Genomic DNA, 18,451 nt, shown 5'->3' with positions numbered 1-18,451 from the left:
GTCGGCGGTGACCGATGGGACGCTCTCCAGCGGCTAGTGTCGTGCGTGTGAAGTAGTTTTACAGTTGGGTTTGTGAAATCATGGGGCATGGCGAATCGACCTGCCCCGGCATTGATGTTGCGTCCCGGCGATCGCGAGAAGCTTGAGAGAATGACGCGCTCGCAGTCGATGTCGGCAGGCATGGTGCAGCGAGCTCGCATCGTGCTGCTGGCTTCGGAGGGCCGGCGTAATGCGGAGATCGCCGAGTTGGCCGGGGCGTCGCGGCCGAAGGTGAACCTCTGGCGGTCCAGGTACGAGGACAAGGGCATCGGGGGCCTGGCTGATGAGAAGCGTTCTGGTCGGCCGCGCACGATCGATCACGCGGAGATCGTGACGGCGACCTTGATGCCGCCGCCGAAGTCTCTGGGCGTGACCCACTGGTCGTCGCGGCTGCTGGCGTCCCGGTTGAAGGTCTCGGCCTCGACGGTGGTCACGGCGTGGCGTGCCTACGGGATCAAGCCGTGGCGCTCGGAGTCGTTCCGGTTCTCCACCGATCCTGAGCTGGTCGGCAAAGTCACCGACATCTGCGGCCTGTACCTGGCGCCGCCGGAGAACGCGATCGTGTTGTGCGTGGATGAGAAGTCCCAGATCCAGGCACTGGATCGTACTCAGCCGATCTTGCCGATGCAGCCCGGCCTGATCGAGCGGCGCAGCCACGACTACGTCCGGCACGGCACCAGCACCCTGTTCGCGGCGCTGGACATCGCCACCGGTCAGGTCACCGCCGCACTCAAACCGCGTCACCGGAACCAGGAGTTCCTGGCGTTTTTGAAGCAGATCGAGCGGGCGTACCGTCATGTCGTCGATGCCGACGGTCAGCCAGTTGAGCTGCACCTGGTGATGGACAACTACGCCGCCCACAAGCACGCAAACGTCAAGGCCTGGCTGGCCGAAAATCCCCGGTTCAAGGTCCACTTCACACCCACCCACGCGTCGTGGATGAACCTGGTCGAGGTGTGGTTCGGCATCGTCGAACGCCAGGCCATCCGCCGTGGGATCTTTACATCCGTCAAGGACCTCAACGCGAAGATCCGCGCCTTCATCGACGGCTGGAACCACCGATCCCACCCCTTCGTCTGGACGAAAACCGCCGACGAAGTCCTCAAGAAAGCCAACCGTAAGAAGACTTCAAATGCGGACCACTAGCTGGCGACTGTGAAGTTAGGCTGACACTCAGTAGCTAAGGGGATTCGGTACACCCGACGTCTCAAGCAGCGCGTCTATGGGGATGTAATCGCAGATCTGACGGTAGAGCTCGATCAGCGAACGCTCTTCCAGCTCTTTCTCCAACTTCGAGTGGAGGCGCTCTAAGTGCGCTACGTCGTCCAGAGCGTATCGAATCTGCGAATCGCTGAGTGACCTAGCCGACCAGTCACTCGTTCGGGCCTCGCCTTTTGTGATTTCGACCCCAAGCTTCCTGAGAAGCAACGCTCTCAGGCTATGTTGCTTTGGATCTAATTGCGGGTCTAACAGCTTAGAGGCCGTCTTGGTGCACCGGATGTTTTGGGCTTGCGCCACTCCTAGTTGGGTTATAAATCGAAGATCGAAAGGCGCGAAGTGGAAAATTTTGACTACATCTCGAGATTCGAGCAGGTCCTTTAGTAGGGGCGCTGCGCCGGCAGAAAGTCGGACAAGCGAGCCGCCGACTGACTGTGCCGACAGTTGTATGAGATTCAGTCGGTCGGCAGCCCACGAGAGTCCGCTCGTCTCTGTGTCGACCGCGATGCGCCCAGCGGATATATATGCCTCGAAGGTCGGTGCGTCTATATCGCCTTCGAGTATTTGGTGCGTGTGACTATCGCTCATCGGAATCCTCGCTACTACCAGCGGCGAAGTTCCAATCCGCCTCATCGAACACGTCGCGTTGGTCGGAATGGGCAATCATGCGCACAAGGAGTCTAAGGTGGGGCGGTGCGTCTGGTCCGTTTACTCTGAGAGCGCGGAACTCAATGCTCTCGCCCCGGTCGATTACTGATCGAACACCTCTTACGAGCACATCGGGGACATATCCGAGCGGTACATCATCGGATGAAGTCAAGATGGTCGCCTGAGGATTGCTCTTGTTTCCCGACTCAATGCGATGACCGAGTCTATCCCCTCCTTGAATGTTCCTAAGCGCTCTCTCGTGCTCTATGCCAGAGACACTGCGCGAGCCATCTTCAAAATTGAGAGGGCGCGTGGGGATGTGACGAACTCCGTGCGCCAAGAACGTTGACTCAATTGCGCCGTTCAATGCTCGCGGAACCTCGAGGAGTTGAATCGTGTCGGCGGCTCTTCTCCCACCTGAGTGCACGATTTGCTCAAGCGGTGTCGAAGCCTCGTCGAGACCGAGCTGTTCCAAGTGGCGAGTAAAGTCCGATCGCGCAGGATCAAGAGTCCGCTGCGAGAACACCTTGAAAAGACTCTCGGACCTATAAATCCGGCCCCGTGCGCGGAGCCCTGGCAGGCCGCGGAATCCGTTATCGAATGACTCCTCGGCGCTGTTGGTATATCCAAAGGTGTACGTCCGTCCATCGAATTGGAGGCGTCCAACGACTTTGATTGCGCGCGTCACTGGGTGCTGCCAGAGTACGAGGAGGTCCCGACCAGTAACCTTGTTTCCGCGGACGACAGTGCGCTCACAGGTTGGCGATGGCATCGCAGAACCTCCTCTGGTTGATCTCTAGCAGTCTGGTGATCATGGTAGGTACGAGGTCTGACACTTGCGGGCAGGCAGCCCCGTCAGCCTGGGGTATCGCGGGAGGAAGCTGCTGCGAGAAATCGGCGACGTCGAAGCTAGCCACGGCTTCTGACCAGTGGGTTCTGGCAGCCGGGGTCGCTAGTCTCAACGCCGTGACTGCTGCCTCTAAGAGGGTGAGAGGTCCAGGCGGTTTCCGGTGCTCTAGGCGGTACGCTGTGCCCCTCTCCACCCATCGCATCAGGCGGTCAGTGTCAGCAAGGAGACGCTGGCGCTGCTCGGACGTTAGGTTGTAGCCCAAAGCGCTTCCGTGGTCGAAAGACGGCGCAAGTTCTAAGTCTCCTCCAGTCAAGCGCGGCTCGAGGACCGCCCAGTTTTGCTCGTGCCGGTCTCTGTTGGCGACCAGTGCGTCGAGGCATATGTACCCGGCAAACACGTCGAAGGCCGAGAAGTCAGCTGGGCCTACGAAGGTGCTGGGCGGCCGAACACCGTTCAAGGCTGCTTTGATGTTCTCGAGTGAGTGCCCGGTTCGAACGAACGTCGAGCCGCCCGACTTGCGTGATTTCTGTACGTCTATGTTGAGAACATCGAGGAGCAAAAGAGTCCCCTCGATAAAGTCGTGAGTTTCTGGGTTGTTGACCTGCAATGAAATTGACCCGTTGACGCCCCTGCGGGAGCTAAGTCGTGTGCGGGCTGCGGGAACCGTAAGCCGATCCGCGACAGCTGTGGTCGCGACCTCTGCCCAGTCTTCGCCGTCTACATGGGTAGCGTGCGTACGAACCCTCTTGTGCAGCCACCGTCTGCCCGAGGGATCCACGAGCCATTCCCCAGCATCGCTGCCGAGGGTCTCCCGTGCGGAAATGCTCCAGTCGCTTACATCAATTCGGTCCCGAAGTGAATCGCTCAATTGGCTGGGCTTTCGGACACTCATCTACTGAGATTACTACCAGACGAATCGCGTGTTTTCGGTGCCGCCCTCAGCCCCGCTGGACGAACACCGCCGAGGACGAGATGAGCAGGTACGCGGTGGTGACCATCCACATCGCGTAGGTCGCGTACAGCCACGGCCGCCAGCGAATCCGCGCCTGCCACCGCCGGTACGTCTTCACTGCGGACGTGATGGCCAGCGCGATCGAGAGCAGCAGCGGGATGATGACCACCTCGACGCGGTCGGAGGTCAGGCACAGGGCACCCTCGTCAGCGCACTCGTCCCCGACGCCGCCGCGTATCAGCACGATCGCGACGACCAGCGCCACGATCGCCAGTACCGACAGCAGCACGAACCGGAACGCCTGGCTCCCCTGACGCTCGTTCCGCTCCAGTCGCTCGAGCGGGTCGTTGAGCTCCCCGAACTCGGCGGATGTCATTCATCCCTCCTTGGTGAACCCGTTGTGTCCGCCCGCCGCGGCCACCTCGTCCACTGTCTCGATCCCGAGTTGCTCATCGGTCACGGGCGGGAAGAGCGGGCCCCCGCCGAAGGCACCCCGGTGCGACAGCGGCACCTCGCCGTCGTCGTTCCTTATCCCCTTCTCGCGACCGTACTCGGCCGTGATGACGGTCGAGCCGCTCATACCCGCGAGATCGGGGTCGTCGGCGAGGGCGGCGATGACGCGACCGACGAACGTCGGGTCCTCGGCGCGGGCCAGCGGGAAGCCGTTGAAATCCTCCATGCCGGTGGACAGCAGCAGCTCGGTGCGGATGAGGCCCAGCCACAGGGACAGGGTGGACACGCCGGTGCCGGCGAGCTCATGCGCCATGTCGGAGGCCATCTTGTCCAGGGCGGTCTTGCTCATGCCGTAGAGGACGGTGTGGAACGGCGCGCGCGAACCGAACGACGAGATGTTGACCATCAGCCCCGACCCCTGCGGCACCATGACCTTGGCGGCCTCGCAGCTCGCGACGTAGTGCGCGCGCAGGCCGACACCCATGAGCGCGTCCCAGTCGGTGGCGGGCCGCTCCCAGAACCGGCCGTTGAACCCCATGAAGCCCTTGGGGTTGGTCCACACGTTGTTGACCAGGAGGTCCAGGCGGCCGGTCTCGTCGGCGATCCGGGCGACGACGGCGAGGATCTCCTCGTCCCGGGAGTGCTCGCACTCGAGTGGACGGATCCGGCCCGGGGCGCCGTCGGCTGCGTCGACCGTGCTCTGCAGTCGCTCGGCGGACCGTCCGGTGACGTAGACATCCCACCCCGCGTCGGCGAGCGCGGTGGCCACCCCGCGGCCGACCCCACGGCTGCCACCTGTCACCAGTGCGACCCGGGCGCTCACGAGTCGGCTCCCTCGGTGGCCGCACCCGGGACGACGCTGACCTCCGGGTAGGTCACGGTGGCCTCGTCGAGGGTGCGGGTGATGGACCAGCCGGGCGTGAACAGGCACTCGGCCATGACCCAGCGCTCGTCCTCGCCGTCACCCTCCAGGACGTAAACGTCCGAGTACTCGCCGGTGGAGAGGGTCTCCGTGCCCTTGTCCCGGTCGATCTGACGGAACTGCAGGGTCCACGTGCCGGTGGCGCGGTTCGGCGGGCTGCTCGGTCCGCCGGATTCGATGGTGATGGAGGGCATGAAGCCGTGGTGCATGTCGAGGATGCGGGGCCCGCCGTCGGCGGCGGTGGCCAGGGCGATCTGCCGGAAGATGCCGACCATGGTGTCGGGGTCGGTCCGGCCGAGGGGGCCGAAGTCGAGTACTCCGCCGGTCGCCACGAAGCACGAGCGGAAGCCGTCGGGGTCCTTGGCGTCGCATGCCCGCCAGTAGCGGTACTTCAGCTGCTCGATAGCCTCGCGGGCGCGCCTTTCCTCCTCGTACTGCATACGGCCACGTTAGCGTAGGGATCATGAGCCGAACACTGGTCGAGTTATCCGACCGCTGGGACCTGCAGGACCTCGTGACCAGGTACGCAACCTGCATCGACGCCCGCGACTTCGAGGGCCTGGACCGGGTCTTCACGCCGGACGCGCGGGTGAGCTACGAGGCCTCCGGTGGGCCCGACGACGCCTACCCGGCGATCCGTGCGTGGCTGGCCGAGATGCTGCCGGTCTTCACGGCCACGCAGCACCTCATGGCCAACCTCGAGGTGAGTCTGGACGGGGACTCGGCGACGGGCCGGTGCATGTGCTTCAACCCCATGGCGCTGCGGCCCGTGGAGGAGAAGGACCAGCAGGTGTTCTTCTACGGGCTCTGGTACGTCCTCGAGTTCGTCCGCGCGGACGCCGGCTGGCGGATCTCGCGGCTGACGCAGCAGCAGGCGTACCACCACAATCTGCCCTGAGACCGCCGCGGCGCGCGGTCGGTCAGACGGTCCCGCAGGAGTTCGGCGCGGGACGGTCGTGCACCCGGTCCATGAGGTAGCGGGCGTTGGTCGCGCGCTCGGACAGCATCGGGATCGCGTGGTCGATCACCAGGCCTGGGGCCAGGGCGGGCGCCTCGGCGGTCCGCAGCTCGACGGTGGTGCCCTGTGCGCACCAGTCCCGGACGAGGTCGACGGCGGTGTCGTGCGGGACCACGTCGTCGTTCCGCCCGATCAGCACGAGCGACGGGACCGCCGGCGCCTCGTCGCCCAGGTTGTAGCCCTCGAGGACACGCATGATCTCCGGCTCGGACCGGGCCGCGTCGGCGAGGGAGCGGCCGTCCCGGGTGAACTCGGTGGTCCGGCGCAGGCCGTAGGCGAAGCCGGTCTCGGCGACGCACTGCCCGGCGGTCACCTCGAGCATCCGACGGCCCTCGTCGTTGAGCTGGCGGTCGAACGCCTCTCGCAGCTCGGGGTGGACTTGCAGGATCCCGTTGATCGCGTAGCCCACGGCGCCCGTGAGCAGGCCGCCGTCAACGCGCTCGAGCGTGCCGATCATGTCCGACGGCGGTGCGCCCGCGGCGATGCCCACGAGGGTGACGTCCGGCGCGTAGGTCGGCTGCATCTCACCGGCCGCCGCGGCGGCGCCACCGCCCTGGGAGTAGCCGCTGATCACGGTCTTGGAGTCGGGAGCGAGATCCGTGCCCGGGAGGCGCAGCGCGGCGCGTGCGGCGTCCAACGCGGAGCGGCCCTGCGAGTCGCGGTTGACGTACGGGTGGTGGCCGGGAGTGCCGAGGCCCTCGTAGTCGGTGACGACCACGGCGAAGCCCTCTTGGACCATCGTCAGGGCGTCGATCACCGCGTAGCCGGCGGCCGCCGACAGCGGTGCGGTCTGCACGCCGAGCCCGACCTCCATGGACTTGGACGGCGCGCACTGGTCGCCCTGGCCCTGGGTACCGGGCGTGACCACGGCGAGCGGCCGCGGGCCCGGCCCGGTCCACGGGGCCTTGGGCTGGAGATACGTGCCGGTGACGGCGATCGGCCCGCCCGCCGCACCGGTGGAGCGGTACATGATCCGCTGCGCGTCGGCGGGCAGTGCGCCGCCGTTCGCCAGATCGGGGAAGCTGGGCGTGATGGTCATGGGCTCGGTGCGGATGACCGTGCCCGGCTCGGCGGGCAGGTCGGCCGGCGGCGTGTAGAACGCGCTGCGGTCGGGCGTGTTGGACGAGCCCTGCGCGGCGGCCTCCGGGGCGGCGGGCGAGACGGCGGGGGCCAGCGCCATCGCGACGCCCAGGGCGAGCGCACCCGCGGCGGCGGACAGTCCGGGCGTTCTCCTGCGGCGGCTGGTCGGTGATCTCACAAGTGCTCCCCGGGGGTCGAGACGGTAGGTGGTCCGCGAGGACCGTGAACTGGACAAAACCCTAGCGTGTGTCATGTTCGGCCGGTGGTGCACCTCAGGAGTCGATTCTGATCACCGTGAACTTCACGGTGGCCACTGTCGTACGCCGCTGTTACGGTGAGTCCGTGCCGAAAGATGTGCTGATGTGCTGGCGACGCGTACCGGAGAGGTCCCGCGTCGCCCACGCCGTCATGGCGTAGCACGGACGACGCGCGGGCCCACCGGAGAAGGGCGGGCCGCGGTCGGTATCAGCGGCGGTCCGCGCCGGAACCCGGGTCCATGCTCATGACCCCACGGCGGCGGAAATCAGATCCGCGCCGGCTCACTTCAGGAGAGTTTCCAGGTGACCGTAAGTCCCGACACCACGTTCCACGCGCTGGAGGACACCGATGTCCTCGTGAGCGCGCGATCGTTGGCCGAGTACACGGACATGTTCGGTTTGAACGGGGCTGACCTGGAGGGCCGGATCGTGGACTGCCCGGGCGGCGCGGCCAGCGCGGTGGCGGAGATCTGCGCGGCCGGCGGGGACGCGATCGCGGTGGACCCCCAGTACGCCCGGGGTGCGGACGACCTCCGCGGCCGGATCCTCGCGGACGTCGACCGCTCGGTGGCGCAGAAGCAGGCGCGCGAGGTGGACTTCGACTGGGACGTCCGCGGCGGCGTCGTGGGACACGAGGCGATCCGGCGCACGGCGGCGGACCGCATGCTCACGGACCTGGAGGCCTCGCCCGAGCGGTACATCGCCGGTGCGCTGCCGTCGCTGCCGTTGGCCAGCGACTCGTCCGACCTCGTGCTGTGCTCGCACCTGTTGTTCACGTACGCCGACCGGATGGATCTGTCCGACCACGTCGACGCGATCGTCGAGATGGCGCGGATCGCGCCGGAGGTGCGGATCTACCCACTGGTCGACCACCTCGGCAACCCGCTGCCGGAGCTGGTCCGCAGCGTGATCGCCCGGCTCAAGAAGGAGCGGCTGGCCAGCCGGATCGAGCCGGTCATCCGGCCGTTCCAGCTGGCGGCCACGACGCGGCTGGTGGTGGAGCGGATGAACCGCCAGCGGCCCTGACCGTCAGCCCCTCGGGCCGGGTCCGCGCCGCGGCGCCCGGGCCCGGCGCGTGCCGGTCAGCCCCTCGGGCCGGGCGCGAGCCGGAGGATCTCCTGGCCGGTGAAGGGGGAGACCTCGGCGCTGGCGACCAGCGGTTGCGGCCCGCCCACCTCGATCGTCTGGCCGGGCACGAGCACGGTGTCGGTGGCCAGCGAGTAGGCGACGAGATTGCACATCTCGGAGTACACGGCCGCCGGCGGCGCGTCCACGTCCAGGCGCTCGAGGTCCATCCGGCCGAACCGGCCCATCCCCGTGGTGTAGACGCACGACGTGGACTCGGACTGCATCCCCGCCCGCACCCCGACGAGCGCCGGCGCCGGCACCGGGTTGCCCGTGACGAGATCGCGGTACGGGCCGGCCGGCAGGGTCATCGCGGCGCCGCCCACGGTGACGGCCACCGCGCCGGGTAGCGCGGTCAGTGCTGCCGTGACGTTCGCGACCGCCAACTCGCAACGGAGCGTATCGAGCCGCGGGTCCAGGTACTCGGGATCGGTGGGCTCGCCGTCGTCGCCGACCGGTCCCCACCGGAACGCCGCCACCACGACCTGGGACCGGTGCGTCTCCACCACGGCCTCGCCGCCGTTCCACGCGGCCAGGTCGCGCGTGTACTGGGCGGCCTCCGCCACGGGGGCGTCGATCGAGGAGACGATGACCGTCGCGTCCTCGATGTACACCGCCGTGGCGGGGTCGTCCTCGGTGCCGCGCTCGACCTCGTAGGAGCCCTCGAAGATCTCGGCGAGCAGTTCACCGATCTCGTCGTAGCCGGGGGCGGGCCGGTCGAGCAGCACGATCGCCACGGGCGTCTGCTTCCACGACAGGTCCTCGCCGGTCCGCGGGTCGACGGCGGGCGGCTGGTCCTGCGGCTGCTCGGGCTGGCCGGGCTGCGGGGAGTCGGTCATGCACGACAGGCTAACCCGCGTCCCGGCGGCCGCGACACGTCCGGCCCACGACGCGACCGGACGCCACGCGCCCGGCCGCCACATGCCCGGCCGCCCGGCGGGCGCTCAGTTGAGCAGGAAGTCGATCACCAGGCGCTCGAACTTGTCCTTCTGCTCGATCATGGCCCAGTGCCCGCAGCGGGAGAAGGCGTGCAGCTCGGCCTTGGGGAGCTGGCGGAACGCGAAGTGCGCCTGCTCGTAGGGGAGCATGCGGTCGTCGCGGCCCCAGATGAGGAGCGTCTCGTGGCGGATCTGGGAGGCGCGGGTGTACAGCGGGGTGTAGGCGTTCTCGGGCTTGAGGATCGAGCCGAAGATCGAGTACATGCGCTCGACGGCGCCCGGCGCGGTCGCGGCCTCGGTGCGGGCGCGGATCAGCTCGGGGGAGACGACCTTCTTGTTGCCCACCATCGTGTCGACCCAGGCGCTCATCTTCTCGTCGGTCGGATCGGCGAGGAACTCGAACAGGCGGCGCGAGCCCTCGCTGGGGTCGGGCGCGAACAGCGGCGCGGCGAGGCCGCCGGGGCCCATGAGGGCCATCTTGCGGACGCGGTCCGGGTAGGCGAGGGCGGTCTCGCACGCGACGTTGCCGCCCATGGAGTTGCCGATGATGTCGACCTTCTCGATGCCCTTGGCCTCGCAGAACGCGTCGATCGCCTCGGCGGCGATCATCGGGTAGGCCTTCTCCCACTCGAGGTCGGAGCTCTTCCCGAAGCCCGGCATGTCGAGCAGGATGGTGTGGAACCGCTCGGCGAAGACCGGGAAGTTGCCCGAGAAGTTGGACCAGGCGGTGACGCCCGGACCGGATCCGTGGAGGAACAGGACGGGCACCGCGCTCTCGGGCTCGGCCGTGCCCGCTGCGCTCGTGGCCCGCCCTGCCTCGTGGTAGTGCAGCTCGAAACGGCCGGCGGTGATGGTCTTGCTGGTGGACTCGAAGTCGAGGGCGCTCATGGCCTCAACGGTACTAGAACGCGTTCTAGGAATCGCGCTGTCCCGGCAATCTAGCGGCCCGGCGAACCCGGCGTCGCCTCGAAATGATGTCAGCCGCGCGGGGAGTCCCTGAAACATCCCCGCGCGGCGATGGCGAGACTCTAACCCGTGACAGCGCGATGTGACAAGTCTGTAACGATTATTGTGCAGGTCACACTGTGAGCACTCGAGCGCGCGCCCTGACGTGCAGGAATGCGCGGTGCTAAGTGGACGACCGCACCGAACGGGGTGTTCGGGGTGATCTGAACCACCCCATCACCCGGTCATCCCATCACCCGCGCCAGGAACGCGGTCGCATCCGGGGTCGCGGCGTACACGGTCCCGCTGTGGTCCCTGTCCGGGTAGACGCGCAGCTCGAGCGGCTGCCGGTTGAGCGTCATCTCCGCGGCGAGCGACAGGGCCGACGGCGCGGGCACGTCCAGGTCGAGCAACCCCTGGCCGAGGAACACGGGTCGGTCGTACCCGGTGGCCGGCGTGCCCATGTAGCGGCGCAGGTGGCCGAACACGTCGGGGATCTCCTGGAGGGGCCGCGAGAGCGCCTGCGAGATCTGGAATCCGCCCACCTTCTCGCGCATCGCCGCGTAGCAGAGGGTCTCGGCGGCGTCGACCATCTCGCGCCCGGCCGGCGTGAGGTAGCCGTTGATGTCGAGCTCGGGGTGCTGGTCGCGGAACCCGGCGAGGATGTACATCGCGTAGACGTTGAGTCCGGTCGGTAGCTGTACGGGCGGGAAGCCGGGCGCGCCCCACTGGAAGATGTGCTCGATGTTCGCCGGGGCCCCGGTGGCCACGACGCCGCGGTAGTCGAGCCCGGCGGGCGCGCCGAGTTCGGTGGCGCGGACCGCGGTGTTGAGCGCGGCCCCGGCGCCCTGCGACTGGCCGACCAGTGCCCAGGTGGGGGAGAGGGGCAGGCCGGCGGAGCGTGCGGCGATGACCGAGTCGACGATCGCCTGGCCGGTGGCGGGCCCGTTGAGGTAGCTGAGCAGCCCGGGCGTGCCCAGGCCCACGTAGTCGGAGGCGACCACGGCGTAGCCCCGGTCGAGCCAGTGGCCGAGGTACTCGGCGTCACGCTCGGAGCGGGGTTGGGTGGACGGTGCGCAGTCGTCGCCCAGGCCGGTGGTGCCGTGCGCCCACGCGATGACCGGCCAGCCGCCCTCCGGCGCGGCGCCGTGGGGCAGGAAGACCGCGGACCCGGAGATCGCGGGCCGGCCGTGCTGGTCGAGGGTGCCGTAGACCTGCCGCACCGCCCGCCCGGCCTGCGGCAGGGAGAGTGACGGGTCGAGCGGGACGGTCTCCGCCGCGGCCCCCGGCGCGGGGACCGGCCGAGCCCATTCGCGGGTGTCGAGTCCGGACCAGGTGGGTGCCGGGTTGGTCGCCGCGGCGGGCGCCGCGCCGGCGGTGGGGACGGTGAGAGGGGCGACGACGAGGGCCGCAGCCGCCGCGCAGAGCGTCCGCGAGAGTCTCGGGGAGATGAGGGAGTTCATACCCGGAGGGTAGTCCGCCGCCCGCGCTTCTCCAGGCGGGTTCGCCCGGTCCCGCGATCGGCGGGCCGCGTTCGTCCCGGCTTCACCCAGCCCCGCAAGCGGCGAGCCGGTTTTCTTCCCGAGCCCAATGGGGTGCCCGTCCCCGTCGTCGCTAGGTCGACTGGCCTTCAACTGGCCCGCCGTTTCGACACGTGACCGGTCAAGCGCGGGCTCATCGCGCATCCGGTCGTCATCATCGATTTCTTGGACGTCACCATCGTGGCCCCGGCGGCGTTTTGCCCACATGACTACGACCTTCTCCGCGGTGGTTACGACCGGATCGCCGCCGCAGCCCCAGGCGCGGCGTCTCACGGGGCTGGTTCGAGCTGCCGGCACCGATGCGAAGTGGCGCGGGCGCGCAGCTCGGGGTCGTACGCTTCGGCCGTGGCGCGAAAGCAGATCGATATTCCCGACCTCACCGGCCAGACGTGGCTCGTCACCGGGGCGACGAGCGGGGTCGGCCTCGAGACCGTGCGGGCGGCGTCCGGGCACGGGGCGCGGGTGATCCTCGCGGTCCGCGACACCGCCCGCGGTCGTCAGGTGGCGTCCGAACTGCCCGGCGACGCGCGGGTCGTGGAGACGGATCTGGCCTCCCTCGCGAGCGTGCGACGCGCGGCCGGCGAACTCACCGGGGAGGGCGGCCGGGGCGGCGAGGAGATCGACGTGCTGGTCAACAACGCGGGAGCCATCACGCCTCGTCGGCGGGAGACCGTGGACGGGTTCGAGATGCTGCTCGGCGTCAACGTGCTGGGCCCGTTCCTGCTCACGAACCTGCTGCTGCCCGTGGTGCGCAGGCGAGTGGTGATCGTCGCGTCCAACGCCCACCACGCGGGCACCTTCGACGGCGACGACCCGCATTTCCGGCGTCGGCGGTGGACGTCCGCGGCGGCGTACGCGCAGTCCAAACTCGGGGACATGCTGTGGGGGCTCGAGCTCGAGAGGCGGCTGCGCGACGGACGTGCCGAGGCCGGCAGGGTCGGGGTCGACGTCCAGCTCACGCACCCCGGGTGGGCGGCCACCGGGATCTCCAATGCGACGGGAAACGCGACGCTGGACAAGATCGTCACCGGCGTCTGCTCCCTGTTCGCCCAGCCCGCGGCGCAGGCGGCCCTGACGACGATGAGCGCCGCGACCCGGCCGCTGCCGCCGTGTAGCTACACCGGTCCCGACGCGATGAGGCACCTGCGCGGCATGCCCACGGTCATCGGTCGGAGCGCCGAGGCCTCCGACCCCGCGGCGGCAGCGCGGTTCTGGGAGTTCGCCGCGTCCGAGACGGCTTAACTGCAACTGAGTGGTTGCACTCGGGCGCGCGGCGTGTCATCGTGGGAGGGCAGGTGCAACCGCGACACCACCTCACTGAGCGGGAGGCACCTCGGGGGAGAGGAGAGCCCGATGAGCGAGAACACCGTGCCCGTGGACGGCGGTAGCGCGCCCGGAGTGGGTGCGACCAGCGATGACGTACCCGACGAGATCGCCCGCAGCATCCACATCGAGGCCGAGGCGAGGACGGTCTGGGCGATCGTGTCGGAGCCGGGATGGTTCATCAACGACGGCACGTGGACCGATCACGAGATCACCACAGAAGGCGACGTGTCCCGCGTCGTCGACCCGGTGCACGGCGAGTTCACGATCGGCACCGTCGAGCTCGACCCGCCGCGTCGCGCGGTGTTCCGGTGGCTCGGCGGCATGGCCGGAGAGGTCGACGAGGCGCAGGCCAACCTGGTCGAGTTCACGATCGAGGACCACGGATCGGGCGTCGTCCTGACGGTCCGCGAGACCGGGTTCGCTGGTCTGCACGACGACGCGGCCGTGCGGCGCCGGCGATTCGAGGAGAACTCCGAGGGCTGGGTGTCCGAGCTGGAGCTCGCGCGGGCGCGTGCCGAGGGCGGCGGATGAGCAGCCCGAGGGGAGAGGACCCGCACGACCGGCTGCTCAGCGAAGAGGCGGACGGTGTGTTCGGCGCCCTCGCGGACCGGACGCGTCGCCGGGTCCTCGTCCGACTCGCCGATCGGCCCGACGACGCCGGCGCCGTGGCCCGCGATCTCGGCGTGAGCCGCCAGGCGGTCGCCAAGCACCTGCGCATCCTCACCGACTCAGGGCTCGTGCACGCGCGACCGCATCACCGTCGGCAGGTACACGCCGTGCGGCCGGACCGCATCCGGGAGATCTCCGACCTCCTCGGCGCGGTGTCGCGGGGATGGGATCGTCGGCTCGAGCAGGTCAGAGAGCGCGCCGAGCACCTGGAGCGGGCCGAGGCGGCCGAGCGCGGGGAGAGTGCCGCGTCCGACGAGCGCGACGAGACGGCCGGGTCGGTCGAGGGCGGGTCGGGCCGGGGCGCGCCTAGGTGAGGTGGTCGTACTCGCCGTCGACCCACGCCGCGTAGCGCTCGGCCGACCGCTGCACCGCGGCCCGCGCGTCCCGGGGGACGACTCCGCCGAAGTTGCTGTAGAGCCTGTCGAAGTCGTACCGCGAGACGTGGTCGGCGATCCGGCGCACCACCGCGCCGGACAGCGGCATCCAGTTGGGGAACGACCGCATGAACGTCACCCACTCCCGGTCGGCGACCGTGCCGATCGTGTCGCCGCTGAACAGGACGCCGCGGCCGTCCGGAGCGGTCCAGTGCACGACCACGCTGCCGGGGAAGTGACCGCCCGGCTGCGACGCCCGCACGCCGGGCAGGATCTCGATCTCGCCGCCGTCGGCCGGGTCCGCCGCGTGGCCCCCGCCCCACACGATCGTGGCGCGCGGTCGCAGGCCCAGCCACTGCTCATCCGGAGCGGAGACGTACACCGGGCAGTCGTCGAACGCGGCCGACCACAGCGACTGCACGCCGTACATGTGCGGATGCGAGGCGACGATCGCCGACAACCCGCCCCACCCGCGGATCGCCGCGACCGCCTCGTCGCTGATGTAGTTCGGGACCTCGACCAGCACGTTCCCGTGGTCGGTCCGGATAAGCGACGGTCGCTGGCCGATCCCGGGACAGTTCTTCTGCTCGAGGCCGATCACGTCGGTCTCGCGCTCGGTGAACTCGATGGACGCGCCCGCCGCCCGCGACTGCTCGGGCGTCGTCCAGCGCTGCCCGGAGACGGGCACGTACTGGCGTTCGTCCGCGCAGATCGGACACACCTCGGGCAGGGGCTCCGCCCGCTCGACCCCGCACGTCGCGCACTGGGTCACCGCGCTCACGGCATGTCCCCCTCGATGTCGACGGGGTGCCACGCCTCGCCCACCTGCACCTCGAGGGACCCGTCGGCGGACCGGGTCTCACGATGACCGGACACAGCGGACTCGAGGGCCTGCTGGGCGGTCTCGTGCTCGCCGAGATCGATCGTCTGGTCGGGGGTGCGGAGACGGTAACGGGGCATGCCCCCAGTGTCCCCCCGCCGGACGCGGGCCGCATCCCTCGCCCGTGCCGGGGGACCCACCCCGCTGCTCGGCGGGTCTTCCCCTCGCCCCGACCGCAGCGCACACTGGGAGCAGGCACCTCGTCGTCGGAAGGGCACACCATGTCGTCGTCATCCTCGTCGCCACACGATCAGGCACCCACGGCGTCGCCACACGATCAGGTACCCACGGCGCCGACCGACCCCCCGTCCGGTTACCCCGACCTGGGCGCGGACCCGATCGACGGGGTCCGGCTGCTGCGCGCGCCGGCCGTGCCCACCGCCGTGGTCCGTGTGGCGGGCGTGCCGATGTCGGAGCTGACCGGGGTGTTCGACTCCGTCTTCGGGACCGTCCTGCCGCGTGCGTTCGAGGCCGGCCTGGCTCCCGCGGGCCCGCCCATCGCGCTCTACACCGCCGCGGTCGAGGGCCCCGACTCGGTGGTGGACCTGGAGATCGGCTTCCCGCTCCGCGCCCCGCTGGCCGAGCAGGTGGGCACGGACCCGATCGAGGTCGACGGTCGACGGATCGTCGCCTCCGAGCTGCCGGCCGGCGAGATCGCCGTGATCAGCCACGTGGGCTCGTACGACGACCTCGGGCGGGCGTGGGGCGATTTCATGGGCGAGATCGCGGGGATGGGCCGCGCGTCCGGGCTGCCGTTCTGGGAGTCGTACGTCACCGAGCCGTCGCCCGACATGGACCCGGCCACGCTGCGCACCGACCTGTTCTGTGCGGTGCGCACGCCCGACGACGCGGCCTGACCCAGGGTGCGGCCTGGCCCCGGGCGCGGGCGGCGTGCGCGGCCTGACCCCTGGGCGCGGGCGGCGTGCGGGGCGGCTACTCCATCTCCTCCAGCGAGCGGCCGGTCGTCTCGGGGATGAAGCGCGCCACGAACAGCAGCGACAGCAGCGCCGCGACCGCGTAGAAGCCGTAGGTGAACGGCAGGCTGAACTCGGCCATCGGCGGGAAGGCGGTCGACACGGCGAAGTTCGCCAGCCACTGCGCGGCCGCCGCCAAACCCAGCGCGGTGGAGCGGATCCGGTTGTTGAACATCTCGCCGAGCAGCACCCACACCGCCGGGCCCCACGACATGCCGAAGAACACGACGAAGCCGTTGGCGGCGATGAGTGCGACGAGCCCGGAGGTGTCGCCGAGCTGCGGGGCGAGTTCGCCGTCCGGCCCGGCGACCATGGTGGCCTGGCTGAACATCGCCGCCATCACCGCCAGGCAGACCGTCATGCCGACGGAGCCGATCATGAGCAACTTGCGACGCCCGATCTTGTCGATGAGCGCGATCGCCATGATCGTGACCACGATGTTCGTCACCGACGTGATGACCGACTGGGTGAACGCGTCCTCCTCGGCGAAGCCGACCGACTGCCACAGCGTCGTGGAGTAGTAGAAGATCACGTTGATGCCCACGGCCTGCTGGAAGACCGACAGGATGATGCCGATCCACACGATGGGCAGGAAGTTCCACCCGCCCGGGCGGATCAGGTCCCGCCACGACTGGCGGCGGTCCTCGCGGACGGTCGCGCGGATCTCGCGGATGCGCGAGTCGATGCCGCCCTCCTGGATCGACCGCAGCACGCGTTTGGCCTCGTCGACCATCCCGCGGCCCACCAGGTAGCGCGGCGATTCGGGGATCATCAGCGCCAGCACACCGTAGGCCACCGCGGGGATCACCTCCGCCCAGAACATCCACCGCCAGGCCGCCGCCCCGAACCACAACTCCTCGATCGCGCCGCCGGCCACTCCCGCCAGCCACGCGTCCGAGAGCAGTGCCACGAAGATGCCCGAGACGATCGCCAGCTGCTGTAGCGAACCGAGGCGACCTCGGACGGCCGGCGGCGCGACCTCCGCGATGTACGCCGGCGCGATGACCGACGCGGCGCCCACCCCGAGCCCGCCGAGGACACGCCAGGCGATGAGGTCCCACGGGCCGAACGCGAAACCCGATCCCAGGGCGCTCGCGAGGAACAACACGGCCGCCAGGACCATGACGCGGGTGCGGCCCCACCGGTCGGCCAGTCGCCCGGCCAGGTACGCACCGAGGATGCATCCGAGCAACGCCGAGGACACCGTGAACCCGATCAGCCCGGCACCGATCCCGAAGTCCTGCTGCACCGCGTCGACCGCGCCGTTGATGACCGCGGTGTCGAAGCCGAACAGGAACCCGCCGAGCGCGGCGACCAGGGAGATGATCACCACCCGGCCCGTGTGGAACGACTCCTCGTCGGACGGCTGTCGGGACGTCTGCTGTGTGGACATGCGTACCCCGCTCCCCGGGCCCGCCGGCCCTGTGACAGTGGTGAGAGGAGGGTAGGGCTGGGGCGGGAGAGGCGCAACCGACGGAGAGGCCGACCGGGAAATACCCCGGTGCGCGCCCGCGGCGTGAGAACACGTTCTAGGCTCGGGTCACCTCGTCGTCGTCACCGAAAGGCCACCCACCATGAGCGCCGCAGCCACCGCACCCGAGCAGATCCGCGCCACCGCGCAGTCCTACGTCGACGCGCTCGTCGCCGGCGACCTCGAGGCCGTCATGGCCCTCTACGCCGACGACGCCACCGTCGAGGACCCCGTCGGCGGCGGCACCGTGCACGAGGGCGCGGAGGCGATCCGCGCCTTCTACTCCACCGTCACCGCGCTGAAGATCGAGGCGAAGGTCCTCGAGACCCGCGTGTGCGGCAACGACCTGCTGTTCAACTTCGAGATCACCACCCACTTCGACGGCGGCTCCAAGGCGACCATCAACGTGTGGGACCTTATGGTGCACAACGACCAGGGCAAGGTCGCCTCGATGCGCGCCTACTGGACCCCGGAGAACATGAGCTGATCGCGGCCGCTCGCATACCAACATGGTGCGCGTCGACAAGTGGGTACTGACCTGAATGTTCGTAGTGCACCCGCACACCGCCCCTCGATAAGACGGATGAGGAGTCAGTTCTGCCCGCGGGTGAGACCGACGACTTCATCGCTAGTTCTGCTCCCCCGTTCGGGCACCCGTTTCGCACCAAGCGAAACCACCGGAGGCCAACGCAACAACGGCGCGATGCTCGCCGAAGCCTGGCCACGCAATGGCGAGCCCTCGCTACCCGCCATGACGAGCTCCGTCCACCT

The 18,451-nt window shown here is 69.0% G+C and carries 20 protein-coding genes; 8 read left to right on the top strand and 12 right to left on the bottom strand.

Translation table 11 applies throughout. The features are described from left to right. Positions 1–87 precede the first annotated feature (87 nt). Positions 88–1,185 carry an IS630 family transposase gene (locus VYL96_RS16635; RefSeq protein WP_081470573.1) on the top strand — a complete coding sequence of 366 codons (1,098 nt, stop codon included), beginning with the start codon at positions 88–90 and terminating at the stop codon, positions 1,183–1,185. Positions 1,186–1,212: 27 nt separating this feature from the next. On the opposite strand, the gene VYL96_RS16630 is transcribed toward VYL96_RS16635, so the two are convergent. The 5 genes from VYL96_RS16630 to VYL96_RS16610 all read right to left on the bottom strand — a co-directional run bounded on the left by VYL96_RS16630 (position 1,213) and on the right by VYL96_RS16610 (position 5,522). Then, a complete protein-coding gene (locus tag VYL96_RS16630; protein ID WP_007631577.1) occupies positions 1,213–1,845 on the bottom strand; it encodes a ribonuclease D in 633 nt (210 codons plus the stop codon). Between the two features lie 812 nt (positions 1,846–2,657). Further along, positions 2,658–3,362 carry a HipA domain-containing protein gene (locus tag VYL96_RS16625; RefSeq protein ID WP_131885644.1) on the bottom strand — a complete coding sequence of 235 codons (705 nt, stop codon included), beginning with the start codon at positions 3,360–3,362 and terminating at the stop codon, positions 2,658–2,660. A 331-nt stretch (positions 3,363–3,693) separates the two neighbouring features. After that, positions 3,694–4,083: a hypothetical protein gene (locus VYL96_RS16620; protein WP_007631580.1), complete on the bottom strand. Its 390-nt coding sequence runs from the start codon at positions 4,081–4,083 to the stop codon at positions 3,694–3,696. Further along, entirely contained in the window at positions 4,084–4,983 is a 900-nt protein-coding gene (locus VYL96_RS16615) for an SDR family NAD(P)-dependent oxidoreductase (protein ID WP_043568076.1), read from the bottom strand. Further along, on the bottom strand, positions 4,980–5,522 hold the full coding sequence (locus tag VYL96_RS16610; protein ID WP_007631584.1) for a nuclear transport factor 2 family protein: 543 nt from the start codon (positions 5,520–5,522) through the stop codon (positions 4,980–4,982). The genes VYL96_RS16615 and VYL96_RS16610 overlap by 4 nt, the downstream gene beginning before the upstream one ends. 23 nt (positions 5,523–5,545) lie before the next feature. Here VYL96_RS16610 and VYL96_RS16605 point away from each other — a divergent pair, with 23 nt between their 5' ends. Further along, on the top strand, positions 5,546–5,980 hold the full coding sequence (locus VYL96_RS16605; protein ID WP_007631585.1) for a nuclear transport factor 2 family protein: 435 nt from the start codon (positions 5,546–5,548) through the stop codon (positions 5,978–5,980). 22 nt (positions 5,981–6,002) lie between these two features. Here VYL96_RS16605 and VYL96_RS16600 read toward each other — a convergent pair whose 3' ends face one another. Further along, positions 6,003–7,358: a lipase family protein gene (locus VYL96_RS16600; protein ID WP_100086323.1), complete on the bottom strand. Its 1,356-nt coding sequence runs from the start codon at positions 7,356–7,358 to the stop codon at positions 6,003–6,005. A gap of 382 nt (positions 7,359–7,740) precedes the next feature. Here VYL96_RS16600 and VYL96_RS16595 point away from each other — a divergent pair, with 382 nt between their 5' ends. Beyond that, positions 7,741–8,463, top strand: a complete 723-nt coding sequence (locus VYL96_RS16595; protein ID WP_007631588.1) for a hypothetical protein — start codon at positions 7,741–7,743, stop codon at positions 8,461–8,463. 56 nt (positions 8,464–8,519) lie between these two features. Here VYL96_RS16595 and VYL96_RS16590 read toward each other — a convergent pair whose 3' ends face one another. The 3 genes from VYL96_RS16590 to VYL96_RS16580 all read right to left on the bottom strand — a co-directional run bounded on the left by VYL96_RS16590 (position 8,520) and on the right by VYL96_RS16580 (position 11,908). Continuing rightward, positions 8,520–9,401, bottom strand: coding sequence for a DUF4261 domain-containing protein (locus VYL96_RS16590; protein ID WP_007631589.1), 882 nt, complete (start codon positions 9,399–9,401; stop codon positions 8,520–8,522). A 105-nt stretch (positions 9,402–9,506) separates the two neighbouring features. Further along, on the bottom strand, positions 9,507–10,388 hold the full coding sequence (locus VYL96_RS16585; protein ID WP_061228369.1) for an alpha/beta fold hydrolase: 882 nt from the start codon (positions 10,386–10,388) through the stop codon (positions 9,507–9,509). Between the two features lie 302 nt (positions 10,389–10,690). Then, on the bottom strand, positions 10,691–11,908 hold the full coding sequence (locus VYL96_RS16580; protein ID WP_131885645.1) for a lipase family protein: 1,218 nt from the start codon (positions 11,906–11,908) through the stop codon (positions 10,691–10,693). A 423-nt stretch (positions 11,909–12,331) separates the two neighbouring features. Here VYL96_RS16580 and VYL96_RS16575 point away from each other — a divergent pair, with 423 nt between their 5' ends. The 3 genes from VYL96_RS16575 to VYL96_RS16565 all read left to right on the top strand — a co-directional run bounded on the left by VYL96_RS16575 (position 12,332) and on the right by VYL96_RS16565 (position 14,295). After that, entirely contained in the window at positions 12,332–13,228 is an 897-nt protein-coding gene (locus VYL96_RS16575; RefSeq protein WP_131885646.1) for an SDR family NAD(P)-dependent oxidoreductase, read from the top strand. A 111-nt stretch (positions 13,229–13,339) separates the two neighbouring features. Continuing rightward, on the top strand, positions 13,340–13,843 hold the full coding sequence (locus tag VYL96_RS16570) for an SRPBCC domain-containing protein (RefSeq protein ID WP_131885647.1): 504 nt from the start codon (positions 13,340–13,342) through the stop codon (positions 13,841–13,843). Beyond that, on the top strand, positions 13,840–14,295 hold the full coding sequence (locus tag VYL96_RS16565) for an ArsR/SmtB family transcription factor (RefSeq protein ID WP_131885648.1): 456 nt from the start codon (positions 13,840–13,842) through the stop codon (positions 14,293–14,295). Before VYL96_RS16570 ends, VYL96_RS16565 begins: the two co-directional genes overlap by 4 nt. Here VYL96_RS16565 and VYL96_RS16560 read toward each other — a convergent pair. Continuing rightward, positions 14,288–15,136 carry an MBL fold metallo-hydrolase gene (locus VYL96_RS16560; RefSeq protein WP_243699660.1) on the bottom strand — a complete coding sequence of 283 codons (849 nt, stop codon included), beginning with the start codon at positions 15,134–15,136 and terminating at the stop codon, positions 14,288–14,290. The two genes, VYL96_RS16565 and VYL96_RS16560, sit on opposite strands and share 8 nt — an antisense overlap. After that, positions 15,133–15,315 (bottom strand): hypothetical protein, encoded by a 183-nt coding sequence (locus tag VYL96_RS16555; protein WP_131885650.1) that lies wholly within the window; start codon positions 15,313–15,315, stop codon positions 15,133–15,135. The genes VYL96_RS16560 and VYL96_RS16555 overlap by 4 nt, the downstream gene beginning before the upstream one ends. A 141-nt stretch (positions 15,316–15,456) precedes the next feature. Here VYL96_RS16555 and VYL96_RS16550 point away from each other — a divergent pair, with 141 nt between their 5' ends. Next, entirely contained in the window at positions 15,457–16,092 is a 636-nt protein-coding gene (locus VYL96_RS16550; RefSeq protein WP_131885651.1) for a GyrI-like domain-containing protein, read from the top strand. 76 nt (positions 16,093–16,168) lie between these two features. Here VYL96_RS16550 and VYL96_RS16545 read toward each other — a convergent pair whose 3' ends face one another. Further along, positions 16,169–17,602, bottom strand: coding sequence for a sugar porter family MFS transporter (locus VYL96_RS16545; RefSeq protein ID WP_131885652.1), 1,434 nt, complete (start codon positions 17,600–17,602; stop codon positions 16,169–16,171). Positions 17,603–17,783: 181 nt separating this feature from the next. Here VYL96_RS16545 and VYL96_RS16540 point away from each other — a divergent pair, with 181 nt between their 5' ends. Beyond that, the gene (locus VYL96_RS16540; protein WP_131885653.1) at positions 17,784–18,167 is read left to right on the top strand and encodes an SgcJ/EcaC family oxidoreductase; all 384 of its coding nucleotides are present in this window, start codon (positions 17,784–17,786) and stop codon (positions 18,165–18,167) included. The last annotated feature ends 284 nt before the right edge of the window (positions 18,168–18,451 follow it).

This window comes from Dietzia maris, from assembly GCF_036287335.1.
Lineage (GTDB): Bacteria > Actinomycetota > Actinomycetes > Mycobacteriales > Mycobacteriaceae > Dietzia > Dietzia cinnamea.
Note: the sequence above shows the minus strand (reverse complement) of the source record. Positions and strands in the feature narration are given on the sequence as shown.